This is a genomic window from Wolbachia endosymbiont of Phyllotreta cruciferae, assembly GCF_918697765.1.
GTDB lineage: Bacteria > Pseudomonadota > Alphaproteobacteria > Rickettsiales > Anaplasmataceae > Wolbachia > Wolbachia pipientis.
The window spans coordinates 1464689-1486851 of record NZ_OU953855.1; the positions used below are offsets into that span (position 1 = coordinate 1464689).

General features: G+C 35.7%; 13 protein-coding genes and 3 pseudogenes. 10 read left to right on the forward strand and 6 right to left on the reverse strand.

Annotated features, from left to right (window positions below; all coding sequences use genetic code 11):
• Positions 1-172: 172 nt before the first annotated feature.
• From NL281_RS06775 to NL281_RS09315, 5 genes and pseudogenes are all read left to right on the forward strand, one after another.
• Positions 173-1198, forward strand: a complete 1026-nt coding sequence (locus NL281_RS06775; protein ID WP_253303220.1) for an extracellular solute-binding protein — start codon at positions 173-175, stop codon at positions 1196-1198.
• Between the two features lie 203 nt (positions 1199-1401).
• Positions 1402-2289, forward strand: a complete 888-nt coding sequence (locus NL281_RS06780) for an aspartate carbamoyltransferase catalytic subunit (protein ID WP_253303221.1) — start codon at positions 1402-1404, stop codon at positions 2287-2289.
• A gap of 1189 nt (positions 2290-3478) precedes the next feature.
• A pseudogene (gene ltrA / locus NL281_RS09310) lies at positions 3479-4576 on the forward strand (group II intron reverse transcriptase/maturase).
• Between the two features lie 106 nt (positions 4577-4682).
• Positions 4683-5920: pseudogene (locus NL281_RS06790) on the forward strand (IS4 family transposase).
• Between the two features lie 156 nt (positions 5921-6076).
• A pseudogene (locus NL281_RS09315) lies at positions 6077-7171 on the forward strand (IS3 family transposase).
• Here NL281_RS09315 and NL281_RS06805 read toward each other — a convergent pair.
• Positions 7129-7278: a hypothetical protein gene (locus NL281_RS06805; protein ID WP_253303223.1), complete on the reverse strand. Its 150-nt coding sequence runs from the start codon at positions 7276-7278 to the stop codon at positions 7129-7131. The pseudogene NL281_RS09315 and the gene NL281_RS06805 sit on opposite strands and share 43 nt — an antisense overlap.
• A 166-nt stretch (positions 7279-7444) precedes the next feature.
• Positions 7445-8848, reverse strand: a complete 1404-nt coding sequence (locus NL281_RS06810; RefSeq protein WP_253303224.1) for an NAD(P)H-dependent flavin oxidoreductase — start codon at positions 8846-8848, stop codon at positions 7445-7447.
• A 248-nt stretch (positions 8849-9096) separates the two neighbouring features.
• On the opposite strand from NL281_RS06810, the gene NL281_RS06815 reads away from it, so the two are divergent.
• The gene (locus NL281_RS06815) at positions 9097-10053 is read left to right on the forward strand and encodes an IS5 family transposase (protein WP_253303014.1); all 957 of its coding nucleotides are present in this window, start codon (positions 9097-9099) and stop codon (positions 10051-10053) included.
• A gap of 242 nt (positions 10054-10295) precedes the next feature.
• On the opposite strand, the gene coaE is transcribed toward NL281_RS06815, so the two are convergent.
• From coaE to mutS, 3 genes are all read right to left on the reverse strand, one after another.
• On the reverse strand, positions 10296-10883 hold the full coding sequence (gene coaE / locus NL281_RS06820) for a dephospho-CoA kinase (RefSeq protein WP_006280338.1): 588 nt from the start codon (positions 10881-10883) through the stop codon (positions 10296-10298).
• 320 nt (positions 10884-11203) lie between these two features.
• On the reverse strand, positions 11204-12382 hold the full coding sequence (locus NL281_RS06825; protein WP_253303744.1) for a ribonuclease D: 1179 nt from the start codon (positions 12380-12382) through the stop codon (positions 11204-11206).
• A gap of 840 nt (positions 12383-13222) precedes the next feature.
• Positions 13223-15733, reverse strand: coding sequence for a DNA mismatch repair protein MutS (gene mutS / locus NL281_RS06835; protein WP_253303745.1), 2511 nt, complete (start codon positions 15731-15733; stop codon positions 13223-13225).
• Positions 15734-16038: 305 nt separating this feature from the next.
• Between mutS and NL281_RS06840 the strand changes: the two genes are divergently transcribed.
• Positions 16039-16995, forward strand: coding sequence for an IS5 family transposase (locus tag NL281_RS06840; protein ID WP_253303014.1), 957 nt, complete (start codon positions 16039-16041; stop codon positions 16993-16995).
• 111 nt (positions 16996-17106) lie between these two features.
• On the opposite strand, the gene NL281_RS06845 is transcribed toward NL281_RS06840, so the two are convergent.
• A complete protein-coding gene (locus NL281_RS06845) occupies positions 17107-17922 on the reverse strand; it encodes an ankyrin repeat domain-containing protein (protein ID WP_253303225.1) in 816 nt (271 codons plus the stop codon).
• Between the two features lie 184 nt (positions 17923-18106).
• On the opposite strand from NL281_RS06845, the gene NL281_RS06850 reads away from it, so the two are divergent.
• From NL281_RS06850 to recJ, 3 genes are read left to right on the forward strand one after another with little or no spacing between them, the layout of a single operon-like run.
• The gene (locus NL281_RS06850) at positions 18107-19276 is read left to right on the forward strand and encodes an IS4 family transposase (protein ID WP_253302993.1); all 1170 of its coding nucleotides are present in this window, start codon (positions 18107-18109) and stop codon (positions 19274-19276) included.
• A gap of 27 nt (positions 19277-19303) precedes the next feature.
• Positions 19304-19537: a hypothetical protein gene (locus tag NL281_RS06855; RefSeq protein ID WP_010962507.1), complete on the forward strand. Its 234-nt coding sequence runs from the start codon at positions 19304-19306 to the stop codon at positions 19535-19537.
• Positions 19538-19597: 60 nt separating this feature from the next.
• Positions 19598-21337, forward strand: a complete 1740-nt coding sequence (gene recJ / locus NL281_RS06860) for a single-stranded-DNA-specific exonuclease RecJ (RefSeq protein WP_253303226.1) — start codon at positions 19598-19600, stop codon at positions 21335-21337.
• Positions 21338-22163: the final 826 nt, after the last annotated feature.

The window sequence follows — 22163 nt, forward strand, 5'->3', positions numbered from 1 at the left end:
TCATTAATCCACTGCAGAGATTGCGAAGATAAATAAATAGCTTCAGTGTTATAATAAGGGGGCTGGCGAAGCTTGTCAAGGAAGTTTTTATGATTTATCTAACGAACTTTACACTTGCTAAAGTTGTACCATCTTGGTAACTTTAACTGAAAGAAGTTATTTTTTATCCAATATGAAAAAAGCCTTTATATTCACATCCTTAATAGCAATTATATTGATAGTTATTACTTATTTATACAGAAACGACGGAACTAATGACTCACAAGTGGTAAATGTTTATTCATCGCGCAAAGAAGAATTAGTACGTACTTTGTTTGATGAATTCACGAAAAATACAGGTATTAAAGTACGTTACATCATTGATGATTATTCTCAGCTACTTTCACGAATGGAAAACGGTGGTGAAGCTGACTTATTTTTGACTGCTGATGCAATCAACTTAATTCTAGCAAAAAAAAGAGGACTTTTATCTCAAGTAGATTCAGAGTTTTTAAAAAGTGTTATACCTGCAAGATTTAGAGACAGTGAAGATTATTGGTTTGGTCTTACAAAAAGAGCTAGGATATTGGTTTACAATAAAGAGTCAGTAGACCCTAAGGACTTAAGTACTTATGAAGATTTAGCAAATGAAAAATGGAAAGGAAAAATATTAGTGCGTTCTTCTACAAGTCCATATAACAGATCGTTAATTGCTTTTATGATTGCAAATAATGGTTTTGAAAAGACGAAAGAATGGGTAAGCGGAATTGTGAGCAATATGGCAAGAAAACCAAGTGGTGGTGATACTGATCAAATTTACGCCGTAGCAGCGGGTGAGGGAGATGTTGCAATAGTAAACAGCTACTACTTTGCGAGAATTCTTTCATCAGAAAATAAAAAGAATGTTGCAGACAAGCTAGGGGCTTTTTTTCCTAATCGCAACGATCACGGTGTAATGGTAAACATCAGTGGTGCAGCAGTAACAAAAAACGCAAAAAACAGGGAAAATGCTATAGTCTTATTGGAATTTTTAGTAAGCAAGCAGGCTCAAGAGTTATACGCTAAAAAAAACCAAGAATATCCTATTATTGAAGGCGTTGAAACTTCCGATATACTAAAATCTTGGGGAAATTATTCACAAAGTGATTTGCCTCTAAGTGAACTTGAGAAGCATCTTTTTGAGGCTGTTATGATAGCGGATGAGTGTAAGTGGAAGTAATCCCCAGCGCCACTAAACATTGGGATGAAAGATTTATGCTAATATACCTTACTCTTGACTCGCTGAACTTTTTCTTCCTTCTAACTTAATTTTGACTTTACTATCTTTTTCCGTTCTTTCACCAAAACAATTGCTGCACAAGAAGTCTATTGAAAAAAGGTAATAAGAAAGTAGAATAGGTTCAAGTAGTTGAAAAGGAAACTATGAACAAGAGAAGGAATTTGTTAAACATCTCAGACCTTACAGTCGATGATGTAGAAAATATAACTAAGTTGGCCAACCAGTACCTTAAAAAAGAAGTTGCAAATAGTCATATCTTGGAAAATAAGACAGTAATAAATTTATTCTTTGAAGATTCAACGCGTACACTTGCGTCTTTTGAAATAGCAGCAAAAAGCCTTGGAGCAAATGTTGTAACTTTGCCAATAAGATCTTCTTCTATTAACAAGGGAGAAGATCTAAAAGACATGATCAAAACATTAAATGCAATGAATCCTGATTACATAATAATCAGGCATAAAAGTAGTGGTATCATTAATACACTGGCAAAGTATGTTAACTGCTCGCTAATCAATGCAGGCAATGGAAGTAGTGAACATCCAACTCAAGCTCTTGCAGACTATCTTGTAATCAGCAATCACAAAAAGCAAATAAAGGACCTCAAAGTTGTGATATGTGGAGATATTCTGCACAGCAGAGTTGCAAGGTCAAATATAAGGTTGCTAAAAATGTTTGGAGCAGAGATAAACTTGGTCGCACCACCAACTTTGATTTGTAAGCATTTTCCTGAAGTAGATTCAGTCCATTATTCATTAATTGAAGGTATAAAGGATGCTGACGTAATTATGCTTTTGAGATTGCAGAAAGAGCGCATGAATAATAGTTCTTCAGAGAAAGAATATTTTTATTTGTATGGACTTGATTCACAAAAGCTATCATACGCAAAACCAGATGCGATTGTTATGCACCCAGGGCCAATAAACAGAGGGATTGAGATTAGCAGCGATGTAGCAGATTGTGTTATTTTACAGCAAGTAGAATTTGGATTGGCAATACGTAAGGCAGTGTTGCACTATTATAGGCCTTGCTAATATTAAAAGATGCTACACAACTAATGCAAAAAGGGGGGGCATGAAATGACAAGGCTTGTAAATGGTTTGAGAATGGCCATTAAGATGTTAAGGCCGAGGATATGGTGTGGAAGTTTTTACGAAAGCCTGAAGTCAATCAACAACCTTGCAGAACGGCAAATTAGACGGCTATCGTAAAAACAGCTTTTTCACCTGGTCGGAACATGGAGAAAGATTTGTGGAAAGAATGTTGTTGATATTTTTGACATCACGTCTCAATGGCCAAAATCCCTTCCAAAAGTTACGACTGCTTAGTTCTTTATTCATTCTCACAATCCGTGAACGGACAATGGCGTCAACTTAAGGAAAAATATCAGCGATAGTGTATAAAATTTCTCTCTAAATTTTTTATCATTAAATTATCCAAAGAATGCAATAAACAGCACTTTTGTTTCTGTTTTATTTCAACAAAGAAGTCTAAAATGTGTCCTTTTTAGGTGAAACATGCGTGCGCCAAGCAAAGTGCGTAAAGTCCAGTTGGTGAAAATCCAACCCAGGCAAAGCCTAGCCAGCAGGCTGGAACAAACCACTATGCTGCGTAAGGTAACGAGCGTAGTAAAGCTAGTGGAATGGACAACACAGGGTACAACGAAAGTGAAGGTATTGAGTCCCGAAATTCTCGATGTCATAGAGGTCGACACGTTGCATATAGTGGAAGACAGCAAGAAGGGTAACAATAGGGCAAGTTATCACTCACTCTATCGGGATCTGAGGCCGTATCACGTGTTGAGATGGAGTTTACGTAAACTTGGGAGATCCTTTGTATTCCTATTAAGGTACGTTGGAACAAGTCAACAAAGGCGAGTACTGACGGAAGATATAAAGGAAGTCGGACTGATTGATAGTACTCAGAGTGTGGGAAAGCCACATACAAGGGGAAGCGGTCAGCAATATAGTGACTGGTTTAGGAATTGCTATGCCAATACAACGGAGGTTGGAATAACGTGCAAAGAAAACTAAATCAGATAGCAGTAAGAGCCAGGCAAGATAAACGATTGAAATTTAATCGTTAATTCATCTGATAAACGCAGAGAATCTTGCTGAATGTTATAAAGAGCTAAAGCATAACAAAGCATGCGGTATAGACCAGGTGACAGTAGAAGCTTATGGAGAAAATCTTGAAGAGAAGCTCAACACTCTGGTGGATAGTATGAAAAGAAAGCGATATCAACCGCAACCAGTGAAAAGAGTATATATACCAAAAGCTGGAAGCAAAGAGAAACGCGGGCTTGGAGTACCGTCTACAGAAGATAAGTTAGTCCAGATAATGCTGAAGAAGATATTAGAAAATATTTATGAAGCTAACTTTCTGGATAACTCATATGGTTTTCGTCCTGGTAGAAGCTGTCATCAAGCGGTAAATGCACTAAATAAAGCAGTTATGTACAGACCAACTAACTATGTAGTAGAAGTTGATATCAAGAAATTCTTTGATAATGTCCAGCACAAATGGCTAATGAGATGCTTGAGAGAACGGATAACAGACCCAAACATACTGTGGTTAGTAAAACGATTTCTTAAGGCAGGAGTAGTCGAAGCAGGACATTATGAAGCAACTGAACTAGGCACACCTCAGGGGGGAATAGTAAGTCCTATACTAGCTAATATATAGTTGCATTATGTGCTGGATTTGTGGTTTGAAAAGAAATTCAAGCTAAGATCTAAAGGTTATATGGAGCTAGTTAGGTATGCAGACGATCACCTGATTTGCTGCGAAAGAGAAAAAGATGCTAGAGAACTCTTAGAGTCACTGAAACAAAGGCTAGGAAAATTTGGACTGGAAATATCTGAAGACAAAACAAGAATAGTAAAGTTTGGCAAAAAGGAGTGGCAACAAGGAATAAGGGAGAAACGAAAAACGGAAAGTTTCAACTTTCTAGGATTCACCCATTATGGTACAAGGAGTCGTAAAGGTAGAGTAATGGTAGGTCATAAAACCTCGAAAGAAAATCTATCTAGAAAACTTAAAGAAATCAAAGAATGGGTGAAAAAGATCCGAAATAAAGTTCACCTTAAAGATTGGTGGTCAATACTTAAAGCAAAACTAACAGGACACTATAACTACTTCGGAGTTAGCGGAAATTACCGGTGGTTGAATAAATTCTTCTGGCGGGTAATCAAGCTAGCGTATAAATGGATAAACCGACGTAGTCAGAAGAAGAGTATGAATTCAAAGCAATTTATACACTATCTACAAGTTAATCCATTACCAAAACCAAGAATATGCTACTCATTATATACAAAATAGGAAATGCTGTGAATACTACATTGTGGAGCCGTGTGCGGGAAAGCTGCAAGCACGGTTCTGGTGGGGGAGTCATAGCGATAAAACTTAATCAGGAGGATTTAAAACTATGACTTCTACCAAACAAAAAGGAAAAAATTTTATTCTACAAATTAAAAATATAATATACTCGAAAGCTTTTCAGAGAATCCATTGTGTTGAGTTTTACACGAACAAGAAAACTTCCTTTTTCGGCAGTATTTTCTATGATTTTAAAGTTAGTTAAAAAAAGTTTGGGAATAGAATGTGAACTTATGGAGCCATTGACATGTACCCTCAAAGCAAGCTTTTTCTAAAGCAAGATATAAGATTTATCATACAGGTTTTAAAGAATTTAAGCATCCAAACAGCCTATCAAGATGAGCCTGAGTTGGAGAGGCTATAGGCTTATTGCAGCAGATGGTTCTGGTATGAGATTACCCAGCTCTGAGGAAATTGTATCCGAGTTTGGCCGCTTTAAACCAAATGGAACAACAGGCACAATGCCACCATTGGCAATTTGTTTGTTGATTTGTGTACTTCGCTGATTTGTAGTGCTCGTCTTGCGGCTTGGAATATAGGTGAACAAACGTTGGCGGAAGAGCAATTACCCGAAGTTATCACTCAAATGCGTTCATTAAATCAAAAGAAATTATTATTTATCTATGATCGTCTTCAGTAAAATTCATTCAGCAGCATTATGATTTGGAAGTAGATTTTATTTTTCGCTTGCAAAAAAGAAATTATAGCAAGCTATGGGAACGAATTGCATCTGGAGAATTAGATTTCGATTTTATATTAGAAAATGAAAAGCTAAAAAATAAAATGAAAGGACAGAAAGTAAGAGTAATAGTGCTGACATTAGCCAACGGAGAAACAGAGGTATTGGTTACTTCACTTTTTGATCGAGAAAAATTTACTTTGGAAGATATCAGCAAAGCTTATGTATTAAGGTGGCATATAGAGGAGTGCTATAAACGACTCAAAATAGGTGCAGAGTTAGAGAATTTTTCTGGCGTAAATTTAGAGGCTGTATTACAAGAATTTTGGGCAAACTTAGTCATGTGTAATATATTGTCGCTTCATATGTGTGATGCACAAGGGCCTTGGAATCCAGATCAAATTGCTGAGTATCGTTTAAATTTTTCGGTTTTATTTGGTGTAATGAGGCAGAAACTCTATCAGGTACTTATTGCGCCAAAAAACTTTCAAGCCCTTTTTGATAGAGCAAGTATACGCGCTAAAGTTAAAATCCGACCGGGACGATTGTATAGCCGCGATAAGGTAGATAAGCCCAAACGCCATCATGTCTTTAGGAGAGTTTGCTAATGAAAGTTCTTAAGTTGACGCCATTGTCCGTTCACAGATTTCCACTTAATTTTTCAATCTCACTCATGGAGAGGCCAGTAAACTGACCTTACCCAGAAAAAGTGGAGAGAAAGAAAAGAGTTTTTTCGGGTAAAATAAAATTTTGGAGGATTAGAAATGGTAAGAGAATATACGGCAGAATTCAAATTGGAAGCTGTTAAGCTGGCAAATGAACAAAGAAAGGTAGGTCAACCAGTTGCAAAAGTAGCAAGAGATCTAGGAATAAGGGATAGTGTATTAGGAAAATGGATGAAGAAATATAACGAAAAAAAGTCAGCGGCAAATGCATTTCCAGGTAGAGGTAACATGGCTCCTTACGACAAAGAGAGGTTTGATTTACAGAAAGAGTTAGCAAAAGTAACAAGGGAAAGAGACATTTAAAAAAAAGCCCTGGCCAGTCAAAAAGAGTAAAATATTTTTTTATATAGTAACTGCTATAAAGTACAGGAATTATGTAGGATTTTCTGCTAGTGGCTACTATAAGTGGACCACAAGAAAAATAAGCAGTAGAGAATCAGCAAATAAAGAGCTACTCGCAGCTATTCAAAAAATATATCAAGTTTCTAAATGTAGATATGGAGCTCCTAAAATTCATGCTGAATTGAAGGCTTTGGGTAAAAGTTGCAATTTGAAAACGGTGCAAAGTATTATGCAGAAAAATGACATCAGGGCTATACTGAGAAGAAAGTTTAAAATTAAAAAACAACAAACAGATAATAGAGCTGTAGCTCCCAATATACTAGATCAAAACTTTATTGTTGATCAACCAAATAAAGTATGGGATTACTTACATCAAAACCAAGGAGGGATGGCTATATTTGGCAGCAATAATTCTCACGTATGGTAGTTAATGAGTAGTGCAATAAATAAACAATTGGTTATGAACTCTTTATTAATGGCCATTAATAGGCGTAAACCTGTTAAAAATCTACTGCTGCACAGTGACCAAGGTTCACAATATACTGCGCAAGGGTATCAATATCTCTTAGCTGTAAAGAATATAGATGAGTAATAAAGGCTGTTGTTACGACAATTCTGTTGCAGAAAGCTTCTTTAGCTCATTGAAAAGAGAAATACTTATTGATACTTCACAACACTCTGCTCAACAAACTAGAACTGCAATATTTGAATACTTAGAAATTTTTTATAACAAACAACGTCACTATTAACTATTGCATTCCAGAACAATTTGATGCATCATTCTTTTTGTAAAAAACATTCCACACTTTCTCTCCACTTTTTCTGGGTAAGGTCACTGACTCAATACCCTTACTATTACCCACAAATATAAATGTTTGTTGCATAGCTCTTAATGGCATAACTTTTGCTTGAAATAACTGTTTATATGGTGCAATTTACAGCTTTTAGTTGCTAAAATTATAACTCTTAGTTTAATAATTTTAATCTAATAAGCTTTCAGGTTAATAAAATTAAATTATTTGAGTAAATACAATACTATGTTTTTATTTGTGGGTAATAGTAAGCTCAATACCCAGTCAATATCCTTTCCACCAGTTCTTTTACTGCCGGTACGTAGCCATTCTCATAAAATGGATCTTGCTTAAATTTGTACACATTGTGCCCGGAAAACATGAGTTCGTTCTCAATATCACCACCCTGTATAATGTTTTGCAGTGTTTTTTGTATGCAAAAACTACGCGGATCTGGCTTTCGTCCTGTTGAATGGTCACCATGATCTTTCCAATTGCTAAACAAACAATGACTTAAGCATCCCATACAATTGATTTGATCTTGTCTTATCTCTGCAAACCTGCCTGGCGTCACAAAAATAACAGTTGTATCTGGAGTTTTCATTGCTTCTGTATACCCTGCTTTAGTCCATGTATTTGCCAGTTCTTTGTCTTTTGCAGTAAGGTAGATCTTTCTACCTCTGCTACCCATTGCAAATTCATTATTAAATTCTTCGCTAGCATTTTCTGAAAACTTTATTTGACGTGAATTCCGTTCCTGCAACTCACGTATGAAGTTATTTTTTACTGCAGATGAGTAAAACCCTGTTGGACTGAATTTATTTAAAAATACATCACCTTCTTCTAAAGTGAGTAGCTTCTTTTTCCACTCTGCAGAAATTGGGCTTTCTTTCGTCAAAAGTGGACGAGTGCCAAACTGAAAAGCTATTGGTCCAATTTGCAGATTGTCAAACCAATGTTCCCAATCTTTCAAATGCCACACTCCTCCTGCCATAACAATTGGTGTTTCTGAAAGACCGATCTCGTTCATGAAAGATCTAAGCTCTGCAACTCTTTCAAATGGAGCCTGTGGTAGCTCTGGGTCTTCACTGTTACTCAGTCCATTGTGCCCTCCAGCAAGCCATGGATCTTCATACACTACTCCACCAAGCAAATAGGAAGATATTCTTTGGTAAGCACGCTTCCATAATGCTTTAAAAGCACGCACCGATGAGATAATAGGGTAATAATAAACCTGATATTTAGCTGCAATTTCTCCAAGCCTATAAGGCATACCAGCACCGCAGGTAATACCATGAATCAAACCTTTCGCTCCTTCTAATATGCCATGAAGCACGCGTTCTGCTGCTCCCATCTCCCAAAGTACATTCATGTGTATTCTTCCATGACCTTTTGATATTTCATTTGCTATTCTTGCCTGACTAATTCCAGCTTCAATACTATACTCAATCAATTCACTATGCTTTTCATTTCTTGTTTTGCCTTTATAAATTAGTGGCACTAACTCGCCATTATCATCAATAAGCTTAGCATTTGCACCAGAAAATGTACCCACAGCATCTGCTGCAGCAAATGCTCCGCTTGATCTTCCATCACTAACTGCAATGCCTTTGCCGCCCTCGATGATTGGCCACACTTCCTTTCCTGAAATTACTATCTTTTTTATCTTATTTTTCAAAACTTCCTCGCAATCTTTCACTCTATTTTACTTAATTACTAAAAAAATGATAGCTGTTTATTTTTTCTTGTATCATTAAAGCTTCTATAGCTACTCATGCTGTTGTAGTTTGAGAGCAGTTCCCATCGGAAGGGTGTCATTCCAGTGCTTGACACTGGAATGGCTTTGTTGCATCGCTCAAGTGAAAAGAACTGGCAGTTACTGACAAAATTCATTATAAATAGCCATTTAACTGTTGAAGAAAAAATATGCCACAAAAAATGAGAGTCAGTAACTGCCATGAATATAACAAATTTCTCCAAGAAAGAGGAAGCATTTTTTGTTATATCAATGACGCCATAGAAAATTGGTACGAGAATTGTCCAAAAATGCAGGGCGGCAACTATATTTATAGTGATAAAGTTGTGATTTTGGTGCATATAATCGTCAGTTTCTTTAGAATTGGTTTAAGACAAACAGTCGGGTTTATAAAAGGGTATTTGCAACAAATAGGAAGAGATTTGGCAGTTATCAGCTATTCACAAGCATCAAGAAGGTTTAAGAAACTTAATATTAAGATAAATGATTGCAGAATTGATAAAAATAATATGGAAGATATCGAAATTGCTATAGACAGTACAGGAATTAGTATATACAACAACACTCCTGGTCACAGCAAGGAAAATAGCACTGACAGAAAATATCGTGGCTATGAGCAAACGAGAAAATTGCACGTAATGTTGAATATAAACAACAAAAAAGCCATAGCTGTAAAATACAGTAACGGTGTCTACTCTGATCACTATGGAGCTTGTGATTTGCTAAAAGAAGTTGATTTTCAGCATGCCATAAAAGCACTATATGCAGATAGAGCATGTGATAGGCACAAGTTTTATAAGTTGTGTAACAAATATGATATAAAGACAAAAATTCCACCAATAAACAATGCGGCAGAACATCCAGAAATAGATTATATGTCTGACAGGAATGCTGCTATTAGGTTAATAAAATTATACGGTGAAGATGGCATGAAAGAATGGAAAAAAGAAGTAAATTATGGGAAAAGATCTTATATTGAAGGGTTTTTCTCAAGATTAAAGCAAATATTCGGATTTAGTTTTAGGAATAAATCTGAGATAAATCGAGAAAAAGAACTGCTAATCAAATGCTATTTGCTTAATAAATTCACTGATATTGGTATGGCTAAATTTGAGATAGTTACATGAATTTACCATAAATCACCATCTCATAAAGTGTGATGCAACAAAGCCCACTGGAATCCAGTTTTTGATCAAAAATGTTGCTATAGTGCACAATCAATTTTCCTGGATCCCAGTGTCTGGGCACTGGGATGACACCATAGGGGGCTACTTGGATGACAGGGGAGGGAGGCTGCTGGGATCCTGACAACCGTCATCCCGCTGCTTGTTAGCGGGATCTAGAGATACCGCGGCGGTATGACGTAGAGCTACGTGTTTAGGTTTAATGAATCCACTATATCTTTTACTTGAGAAAAAACATACTCTTTGCTTACACTGGTATCGATAATAAAGTCACTCATCTTCCTTTTCTCCTCAATAGATAACTGAACATCGGAGATTAGATTAAGCTTTTCTTTATCTATGTTGCGTTCGTTAAGTCTTTGAGCTTGCACAACGCTATCTGCATGAACAAAAACAATAAGGTCGCAATATAAATAAAATTTTGTTTCTAATAGAAGTGGCACATCTAAAACTAAAAGTTTTCTATCGATCTTTTTTTCCTTGGCAATAAAAAATTCTAATTCACGCAGCACAGCAGAGTGAACCAAAGATTGAAATTGTTTCCAATTTTCATCGTAGGCTAAGAAATATTTAGACAGTACTGTTCTATCTATTTCACCATTTACTACCACTCCAGGAAAATTTTTCTCTGCATAACTTATTATGCTTTTATCCACTTTATAAAGTTGGTGTACAACAGAATCAGCATCAAATACAACAGCACCAAACTCTTGAAAGCAATTAGCTACAAAGCTCTTTCCTACCCCAATTCCGCCTGTTAGACTTATAATCATATAACAAAATACATTCGACTTCTTTTGAAACTATAGCTAAGGTTTCTCTATATATATTAACTAGATTTTCTAGATCCCAGTGTCAAGCACATAACTATACGAACATTGCAATTTGTAGGTGGTGTCATCCCAGTGCCCAGACACTGGGATCTAGCTTTTTGGTAATTTTATCGAAAATGTTTGCTCGTTTACAATCAATTTTCCTGGATCGAAGTAGTCAAGGCACTGGGATGACACCCTACTTAACCGTCATACCGCCGCGGTATCTCTTAGCCACTAACACGTAACGGGATGACGATTGTCGATAAATCTAAGTTACTTTAGCAACAGTTATTCTCCACTAAATTACTCTGAATTTTGGTTATGTTATTTGCGGATTTCACTGCTGAAATCTCAAATTTTGAGCTTGTGTTCAAAAATGATTCAACTGACCTGCCAAAAAAATCATATCTCCATCCCTTGAATAATTTATCTGTCTGTCCAGATATTGACCCGGTTAACTCATCTTTTGAAGAAACTAATTTCCTTGATATGTTACTTTCTTTACATTTACTATCTAAAATAATTGAGAGTATATCAAGTACAGATTTGTCATAATTACTCGATAAGGTGTTGTTTTGCTGCATCCAATTTCTCTCATTTTCATTAAAAATATTCACAAACTCTAGTAAATCCGCATCTTTTATATTTTTTGTATTCCTCTTGAGATCATCTAAAATCTCATCAACATGCTCTACATTTTTTTCAATAAAATCAGCTATTACAGCATTATTGATTATTTTATTACGGTTCATATTATAGCGCTGTGCTAAGGTTTCTTGCCACTCACTAACTGCTTTAACAGTTAGTATCAATCTTGGATTTACTTCATAATTAAATTTAATCCTCTTCCATGCATCTTTTGGGCTATGTAAATACTTATTTATATCAACTATTGATTCCATCTCTTCTTGAAACCAACCCATCCTATTATTTTCTTCAAGTTTATTGCACAATATTTGGTATAGGTCATATAGGTGTACCACGTCGTTTACTGCATAATCTAACTGATCTTCGGACAACGGACGCCTTAACCAATCTGAATTTTTAGCTTTAATTTTATCCAGTGCTATTCCTTGATATTGCTCCACTACTTTTGAGTAACCAATAAAGTCATGATAATAATGACAAAACATAGCAGCAACTTGGGTATCAAAAATGGGAGTGGGAATACATTTAAACACAGTGAGTAAGGATTCTATATCCTGCCGGCAGCTATGAAACACTTTGGTTATCCCCTGATTTAGCATTATTTTCTTAATGAATGATAAATCAATTTCTGGCACTAATGCGTCTACAATAAAACTCTTCTCTCCGTAAGAAATTTGAATTAACGATAATTTTGGGTAGTAGATTAAATTATTTCTAATGAACTCCGTGTCAATTGCTATAAATTTTGGCTTTTTTGCTATCAACCCCTCACATATGTCCTCCAGCTCCGACGTTGTATTAATTAACATATGTTTTTTATTCAGTGGTTCTACTTTACCACTTATATTAAATTTTTGCAATTAATGACTTCTTGCAGAACTTTCTATCACTCATTGGCATAACACAAATAGCCTTTTCCATCCCAATCCCAGTGCTTCCTTCTCCTGTCATCCAAGTAGCTGACACTGGGATCTAGAAGACTTAATTTCAACCAAGTGGCTGCATAATAAAGGCTGGATTCCAGTGCCAAGCACTGGAATGACAGCACTCTACGTCATACCGCCGCGAACTGTCATAACGCCGCGGTATCTCTAGATCCCGCTGCGGGATGACGATTGTCGTTTAGCTATAAATATTAAGAAATTTACCGAATAAAAAAAAAGGCAAAAGAAGCCCTGGGGTTATTATCCGCTTTAAAATATTGGCGTTTTTTATGTTTTAAACGCTTGACAAGCAAGATTAAGCTGCTTTTAATTGCAACTAACTTACGCTGCAAATGTTTAAGAAGTTTACTAAGCAGAAAAAAAGACAAAGAATCCCCGAGTTAGCTAGTCTTTTACTATCTCTGTCGAGTATTGGCATTTTTTGATGTCTTGTAACGCTTTATAAGCGCGTTCAGCTTATTTAGATAAAAATCTAGATGTAGATGAAGTTTTGTAAAGACATACAGTATCTATATACTGCAAAAAATTGAACATAAGACGCCGATACATTAAGTAATCCTTACCTTTTAATCTGCAGATTGGCGAAAGCAAACACAATAGCCTCACTATCATGATAAGGGCGCTGGCGAAGGGTGTCAAGTAAGTTTTTCGTTTCTATAGCTACTACCACGATTGTATAGGTAATTCTTCACTTATAATAATGATTCAAGCCTTCAGCTCCTCAAACACTTCACTTGCTCTATTTAAAACAGAATCAGGAAAACCAGCAAGTTTTGCTACATGTATTCCATATGACTCATCTGCAATGCCTTCAATTACTTCATGTAGAAAGATAACCTCTCCGTTCCACTCTCTTATTTTTACACAAAAACATTTCACGTTCTTCAAGTATTTGCTTACTTTAGTTAATTCATGATAATGAGTTGCAAAAATGGCGCGGCACTTATTTACATTGTGAATATGTTCAATCACCGCCTGTGCAATAGATAATCCATCATACACCCCTGTGCCCCTACCAATTTCATCAAGTATCACCAAGGAACGGTCCGTTGCCTGATTTACTATCGTTGCTGTTTCGATCATCTCTACCATGAAGGTAGAATAACCAGCTGTTATATTATCCGTTGCGCCAACCCTGCTGAATATCTTGTCAATCACTCCAATATGTGCACTCTCTGCTGGCACAAATGACCCCATGTGAGCTAAAATTGCAATGAGAGCGTTTTGCCTCAAGAAAGTGCTTTTTCCAGCCATATTAGGACCAGTAATTAGATGTATACCAGCTAAATTGATGCTATTTGCAATGAATTTATCGTTAACTTCAACCACTGGGTGTCTTCCGCTACAGATATTGAACTCTTTGCTGTCATCAATAATGGGTTTTACGTAATTATTTTGCACTGCAAGCTCTGCAAATGCGGTTCTAATATCAAGTTTTGCCAAAGCATTTGCAGCAAGAGCAATTTTTTCAGATTCTTTAGCGACTTCACTACACAGTTCACTAAAAATTTTCATTTCTAAGCCGATTGCAGCATCACGTGCCGTAAGAATTTTATTTTCTAGTTCTTTCAATTCATTAGTAGTGTAGCGCATGCTATTTGCTAAGCTTTGCCTATGAATAAATATATCCGAAGTTATTTTGTGATTTGCCGACACTTCAACGTAATAACCAAGTATGTTGTTGTGTAATATTTTGAGTGCGGCAATGCCAGTTAGGTCGCGATAAGATTCACGGAGTTTGGTTATTAGTTTATTACTATTATTTAATATGTAGGATAACTCAGATAATTCTGAGTTGTATTTTGAGTGAATAAATCCTCCTTCTTTCACGGAACTGAGGTTATTATCGAGTATAGCACTATTTAACAGTTCAAATAGGTCTTTATGATTGCCAAGGCTCTTATGTATTGTGCTTAGTTCACTTTCGTCACTACTTATCACCTGAGTAGTAGACACTGGTTCCTTTTCTCCGGTCAAGCACTGGAATGACATCTGAGAGTTAATTTCTGATTTTTCACTTAAACAATAATTATGCAAGGTAGACAGAAACTCAGACAACTCCAAAGTTTTTCCTAGGCCTATTTTTAATAGGTTCATATCCTTTGGTGAACCACGCCCTAGTATTAAGCGCGATAAAGACCTTTCAATATCCGGAATGTTAGATAATATCTCTCGTATTTTTCTGCGTGGCTCATGATTATTTACAAAAAATTGAGCGGTGCTGAGCCTCAAATTGATTGCCTTGGAGCAAGCAAGGGGTGAAGCGAGCATTTGTTTGAGCAGGCGTCCACCAGAGGCTGTTACTGTGTGATCAATAACTGAAATTAGTGAACCTTTCTTTTCACCAAATTGAGTTGAAAACAACTCAAGATTTCTCCTTGCTGAAGCATCAATAAGCATGAAATTTTGTTGCTTATAGGTTTTTGGGAATTCAAGCCTTGGAATAGAGCCCCTTTGTGTTACTCTGACATATTCAAGCAGTGCACCGCACGCCATGATTTCTACTTTGCTGAAATTTCCTATACTCCCAAGTTCCCTGATTTTATAAAACTCGCATAATGTTCTGTGAGATTTACTATACTCAAAAAAGCTCTGTGCGTGTTGCGTAATTGATATTTTATAATTTTTTAAAATCGATCTAATTTTTTCATCCTCAGTGAATTTTTCAGAAATTAATAATTCTCTTGGTGATATACGCAATAAATCACTATCTAGAGCTTTCAAACTCGTTAAAGTGTGAAAAAATTTTCCCGTCGATAATTCAAGCCAACTAATAGCATATTCGTCATTTTGTTCAACTATGGACGCGAGATAATTATTGCTTTTATCCTCCAGTAGTGAATCTTCTATAATTGTACCTGGAGTTACAACTCGCACTACATCACGTTTTACTATGGATTTATAGCCCCTCTTTTTTGCTTCATCAGCAGTTTCTAATTGGTCACAGATTGCTACTTTGAATCCTAAATCTATTAGCTTGTGTAGGTAAGATTCACTACTGTGTGCTGGCACTCCACACATTGGTATGTCCTGCCCACACGAATTACCTCTCTTGGTTAGCACTATATTCAGCAATTTCGCAGCTTTAATAGCATCATTGAAAAACAATTCATAAAAATCTCCTAGCCTATAAAATAGCAGATGATCTTTGTATTGAGCTTTCAGGTTCAAATACTGCTCCATCACAGGGGTGTTTTTTTCTTTTACGAAGCTCATAATATTTTTTAATATATTGTATTGATAAACGTTATTATAGATTATATTGCACATGTGAATAACATAAATTTTAAATAGGTGTATAGAGGGGAAAATTTAAAACAATTAAATTTCTTGGATCCAAGTAGTCAGGACACTTGGATGACATAAAGAGTAGGAGTATTTGATGACAAAAAAACAAAAAACGCAGTTGTCATTCCAGCGCGTGACGCTGGAATGGCTTTGTTGCATCGCTCAAGTGAAAAGAACTGGCAGTTACTGACAAAATTCATTATAAATAGCCATTTAACTGTTGAAGAAAAAATATGCCACAAAAAATGAGAGTCAGTAACTGCCATGAATATAACAAATTTCTCCAAGAAAGAGGAAGCATTTTTTGTTATATCAATGACGCCATAGAAAATTGGTACGAGAATTGTCCAAAAATGCAGGGCGGCAACTATATTTATAGTGATAAAGTTGTGATTTTGGTGCATATAATCGTCAGTTTCTTTAGAATTGGTTTAAGACAAACAGTCGGGTTTATAAAAGGGTATTTGCAACAAATAGGAAGAGATTTGGCAGTTATCAGCTATTCACAAGCATCAAGAAGGTTTAAGAAACTTAATATTAAGATAAATGATTGCAGAATTGATAAAAATAATATGGAAGATATCGAAATTGCTATAGACAGTACAGGAATTAGTATATACAACAACACTCCTGGTCACAGCAAGGAAAATAGCACTGACAGAAAATATCGTGGCTATGAGCAAACGAGAAAATTGCACGTAATGTTGAATATAAACAACAAAAAAGCCATAGCTGTAAAATACAGTAACGGTGTCTACTCTGATCACTATGGAGCTTGTGATTTGCTAAAAGAAGTTGATTTTCAGCATGCCATAAAAGCACTATATGCAGATAGAGCATGTGATAGGCACAAGTTTTATAAGTTGTGTAACAAATATGATATAAAGACAAAAATTCCACCAATAAACAATGCGGCAGAACATCCAGAAATAGATTATATGTCTGACAGGAATGCTGCTATTAGGTTAATAAAATTATACGGTGAAGATGGCATGAAAGAATGGAAAAAAGAAGTAAATTATGGGAAAAGATCTTATATTGAAGGGTTTTTCTCAAGATTAAAGCAAATATTCGGATTTAGTTTTAGGAATAAATCTGAGATAAATCGAGAAAAAGAACTGCTAATCAAATGCTATTTGCTTAATAAATTCACTGATATTGGTATGGCTAAATTTGAGATAGTTACATGAATTTACCATAAATCACCATCTCATAAAGTGTGATGCAACAAAGCCCGCTGGAATCCAGAATATCCTAATTACAAGGTTTATTATTTAGTTTGAAAAATACTATAGCTTTTTCTATGTAAGTTGTTGCCCTTCTTTATCATTTTTACCATTTGCAGCACCAACAGATATTTCAGAGCTAACAGAGCTAACAGTGCTAATAGTTTTTTCTATCGCTTTAGCCTGTTCATAGTCTTGACTCAAAAAATACATGGCCAGTTCAATAGCTATACTAGCAACAAGAGAAGATGCTATCATTACACCTAGTATCATACTACCAGAAAGACTTACTGCAACACACACACCAGCTCCAAGTACAACACTAAGAAAACCACCAATTATCATGCCAGGCACTAAACTGCCTATCATAGCGCTTTCTTTTTTCGTATTAGCTTGTTTTTTCATACTTTTAATAAGCACTTCTTTTGTTTTTCCTTGAGCTAAATCTGAAGGAATTTTATTATCCGCGTTTTGTATCAAAGGATTTGCACTATATGTAACAAGCAGGGTGGTTATTTCTTCAGTTTTATTACCTATAACTGCATGATGTAGTAATGTATTTCCCTCTTCATCTTTAAAGTTTATATGAGTACGAAATTCTTCATCTAGATTTCTTATTGGGTTGTTTTTTGCATATATCCTAGATTGTATTGCTCCATCTAAGTATTGTATTACTTGTTCTAGTGATTGCTCGCCAGGATTTTGTATAAAATGAAGCAGAATTTCGTGTACTATCGCTTCCTTTGTAGTTTGTGGGCATTGTAAAGCGTAATTAAATGTCTGTGTAGTAATAACTTCTTCTTTTCTTTTTTTAAGAACAACCCTTAAATCTTCAATCGCCTTTTCACCATCTTTTATTCCAAGAATTATTGAATCCAAATTATTTATCATGCTATCCTCCTTGGTTTGATTCTTACTTTTACCCACAAATGTAAAAAGTGAGTAAGCTAAATAATTTAGGATCAAAATGATAGAAACAAGTACAAGCGTGCAATATACAGATGGCTTAGGGGATAAATGGCATAAGTGTTGAAAGTAACACAAAAAAGACATAAAGAACTATTATTGCAAGAAAATGGAGGCAATAATGGATCAAATAGAAAGAGTACTAAATTTAATAAAAGATGAGGATTTAGAAAGGCTAGGAAAATTAAGTGAAGTAGATAAATGTAATACTAAATTGTTGGGCAAGATTATATTTAAAGGTCTAATGAAGTTAATATTAATGGGGCAAAAAACAAGCCTAAGAGCGCTAGAAATGGTAATAAACAGGTGTATAATGGATAAGAATAGCGATAAAAGTACAGTAACATACAGTGGTTTGTCAAAAAGGTTAAAAGTTATAAATCCAGAATATTTTAAGGGAGTATATATTGATTTGATGAGCAAGATTAAAAAGCTATTACCCCAAAAAACATTAAATAACTTACATAAGTTTGATTCGACGATCATAAATTTATCGGGATATCTCATAAAAGATGGGCTAAAAATAGGCGGTAAAAGTAACGACAGTCAAGTTAAAGTGAGTGTAGGATTAAAGGATCAATTGCCGACAAGTATAAGATTTTGTAAAGGACAAGAAGAAAGTAGTGAAGATATAGCATTAGTGAGAGCAATTAATGAAGCTAAAGTTGAAAAAGAGGATATTTTATTATTTGATAGAGGAATCAGAAAAGTTGGAACTTTTGCCGAATTTGATGAAAAGGAGTACAAATTTATCACAAGAGTTAAAGTAGGAAGAAAACATGATGTTATAAGCAGGAACAAAGTTATAAGAGAACAAAAATCGGATGGATCAGAGATTTTAGAAGATATAATAGTTAATCTTTATCGTGCACGAGGTAAAGTGGCAGAAAAGCATGATCTACGGCTAATAAAAATCAGAAATAAAATTGGAGATGAAATATGGTTTTTGACAAACTTGTTTGAAATGCCAGCTTATGAAGTAACAGAGCTATATAGGCGCAGATGGGATATAGAAGTGTTCTTTAAATTTATAAAGCAAAATCTTGGATATAAGCACTTTTTAAGCCATACTATGAATGGCATGAAGGTGTATATTTACATGATTATTATTACGGCTTTGTTATTTCTTGTTTATAAAATCAAAAATAATCTACATGGGTTCAAAATAGCATTACTGCAATTCACATTGGATCTAAATGACTCTTTTATACGTTCGATTGTTTTACTGTCGGGAGGTAATTTACATGCCGTTGATCATCTCATATCACGTTATTTTTGATACTTTCAACACTTATGGGGCACTGGGATGACACCATTCTTTTTCCTGGATCCAAATAGTCAAGGCACTGGAATGACAAAAAAAGGAGGCACTGGAACGACAAAGTGGAGTGTCTGCTTCTGTCATCCTATGATAGCTAAAAAGACCTGGTCACGCGCTGGAATGACACCGAAGGGGCTACTGCCCTCTTGGATGGAGACCAGTGTCAGCTACTTAGATGATACCTTTTTTCTACTTAGTTTAGGTTATGCAGAAGTCTAATACAATTATAGAACAAGCTTAAAAATTCTGGTAAAGTAGTTTTATTTACAAAGAAAGAATATGCTACTTGAAATTGAAAAGCGCAGCATAACAAATGCATTGTGGAAGTTGCAAGAAGCAGATCAAAGGCAAATCTTAACTCTTACACAGAGATTTGAGTTACCAGAAATATTAGCAAGAATATTGGTTACTCGTGGTGTTAACATAGAAAATGCAAGCGACTTCTTATATCCACTAATCAGATCGCTATTACCAGATCCCTTTCACCTTCTTGATATGGATAAAGCTGTTTCTCGTATAATACGGGCAATAAAAAATGATGAAAACCTTGCAATATTTGGTGACTATGATGTTGATGGTGCAACGTCGTCAGCATTGATTAACAGGTACCTGAGAGCAATCGATATACACTCTATAATCTACATTCCAGATCGTGTTGATGAGGGTTATGGATTAAACACAGATGCTTTATTACAACTTAAAAAGAATGGAATTGATTTATGTATTTCCGTTGATTGTGGTACGCTCGCATATCAACCAATAGAAGATGCAAAGGCTTTTGGTCTTGATATTATAGTTGTTGACCATCACCTTGGTACGGAAAAATTACCAAGCGCCGTAGCAGTTGTGAATCCAAACCGCCTTGATGAGAGCTCTCCTTATAATAACCTAGCAGCAGCTGGAGTGTCATTTCTGCTAATTGTTGCTCTTAATAAAAGCCTACGTGAGCAAGGATTTTTTACCAACAAAAAAGAACCAGATTTATTTGATCTGTTGGATTTGGTTGCCCTGGGAACTGTCTGTGATGTTATGCAGATCACAGGCCTCAATAGAGCACTTGTCTCACAAGGATTAAAAGTTATGTCAACAAGAAAAAACGTTGGCTTGCGTGTTTTATTTGATGCTTTGGGAATCCTTGAAAAACCAAGTGTTTCTCGATTAGGGTTTAGTATTGGGCCATGCATAAATGCTGGAGGAAGAATTGGAGAAGCATCGCTTGGTGCAAGGTTGCTTTCCACCGATGATGATGAAGAGGCACATTCAATCGCGCTAAAATTAATAGATTTGAATAATGCAAGAAAAGTGTTAGAAAATGAGGCTCTCTTGGAAGCTACAGCACAAGCGGAAAAGTCTGCCCAATCAGGTGCGAATTTTATAATGATAAGTGGCAATTGGCACCAGGGAATAATTGGTATAATTGCATCAAGGCTAAAGGAGCAGTTTCACTTGCCAACAGTAGTGATATCTTTAAATAATGGAATAGGAAAAGCAAGCTGTAGATCAATTTTGGGAGTTGATATCGGTGCTGCAGTCCTTTCCGCAAAGTTTATAAATTTGATTATTGAAGGTGGTGGCCATAGTATGGCGGCAGGATTTTCAATTAAAGAAGACAAAATAAATGATTTGCATGATTTTTTTACTGAAAGATTTTCAAACTCTATAAATGAGAAAACTTTAAAAGCTGATAGTATAGTAACTGCTAAAGCAATAAATTTGTCTTTATGGAATCAATTGCAACGCTTGGGACCATTTGGAGTTGGAAATCCTGAACCAAGGTTTATTATCCAAGGAGCAAAGATAAGAAAGCCTGAAGTTATAGGAGTTGACCATATAAAATGTTTTATTGCTGATGATAATGTTATGGTAAGAGCTATTGCATTTCGTTCTGCAAATACTCATCTTGGCTCTGCTATCATGCAGGGTAATGTTAAAGCTATTTTGGGTAAAATCTCTATGAATTACTGGAATGGCAATGAATTTGTACAATTTTTAATAGAAGATGTATTGACCATTAGTTGAGTGTATCTGTTCAGCCAATGGCGTCAACTTAAGGAAAAATATCAGCGATAGTGTATAAAATTTCTCTCTAAAACTTTTACCATTAAATTATCCAGAAGCCGCAGGAAACAGCACTTTTGTTTCTATTTTATTTCAACAAAGAAGTTTAAAATGTGTCCTTTTTAGGTGAAACATGCGTGCGCCAAGCAAAGTGCGTAAAGTCCAGTTGGTGAAAATCCAACCCAGGCAAAGCCTAGCCAGCAGGCTGGAACAAACCACTATGCTGCGTAAGGTAACGAGCGTAGTAAAGCTAGTGGAATGGACAACACAGGGTACAACGAAAGTGAAGGTATTGAGTCCCGAAATTCTCGATGTCATAGAGGTCGACACGTTGCATATAGTGGAAGACAGCAAGAAGGGTAACAATAGGGCAAGTTATCACTCACTCTATCGGGATCTGAGGCCGTATCACGTGTTGAGATGGAGTTTACGTAAACTTGGGAGATCCTTTGTATTCCTATTAAGGTACGTTGGAACAAGTCAACAAAGGCGAGTACTGACGGAAGATATAAAGGAAGTCGGACTGATTGATAGTACTCAGAGTGTGGGAAAGCCACATACAAGGGGAAGCGGTCAGCAATATAGTGACTGGTTTAGGAATTGCTATGCCAATACAACGGAGGTTGGAATAACGTGCAAAGAAAACTAAATCAGATAGCAGTAAGAGCCAGGCAAGATAAACGATTGAAATTTAATCGTTAATTCATCTGATAAACGCAGAGAATCTTGCTGAATGTTATAAAGAGCTAAAGCATAACAAAGCATGCGGTATAGATCAGGTGACAGT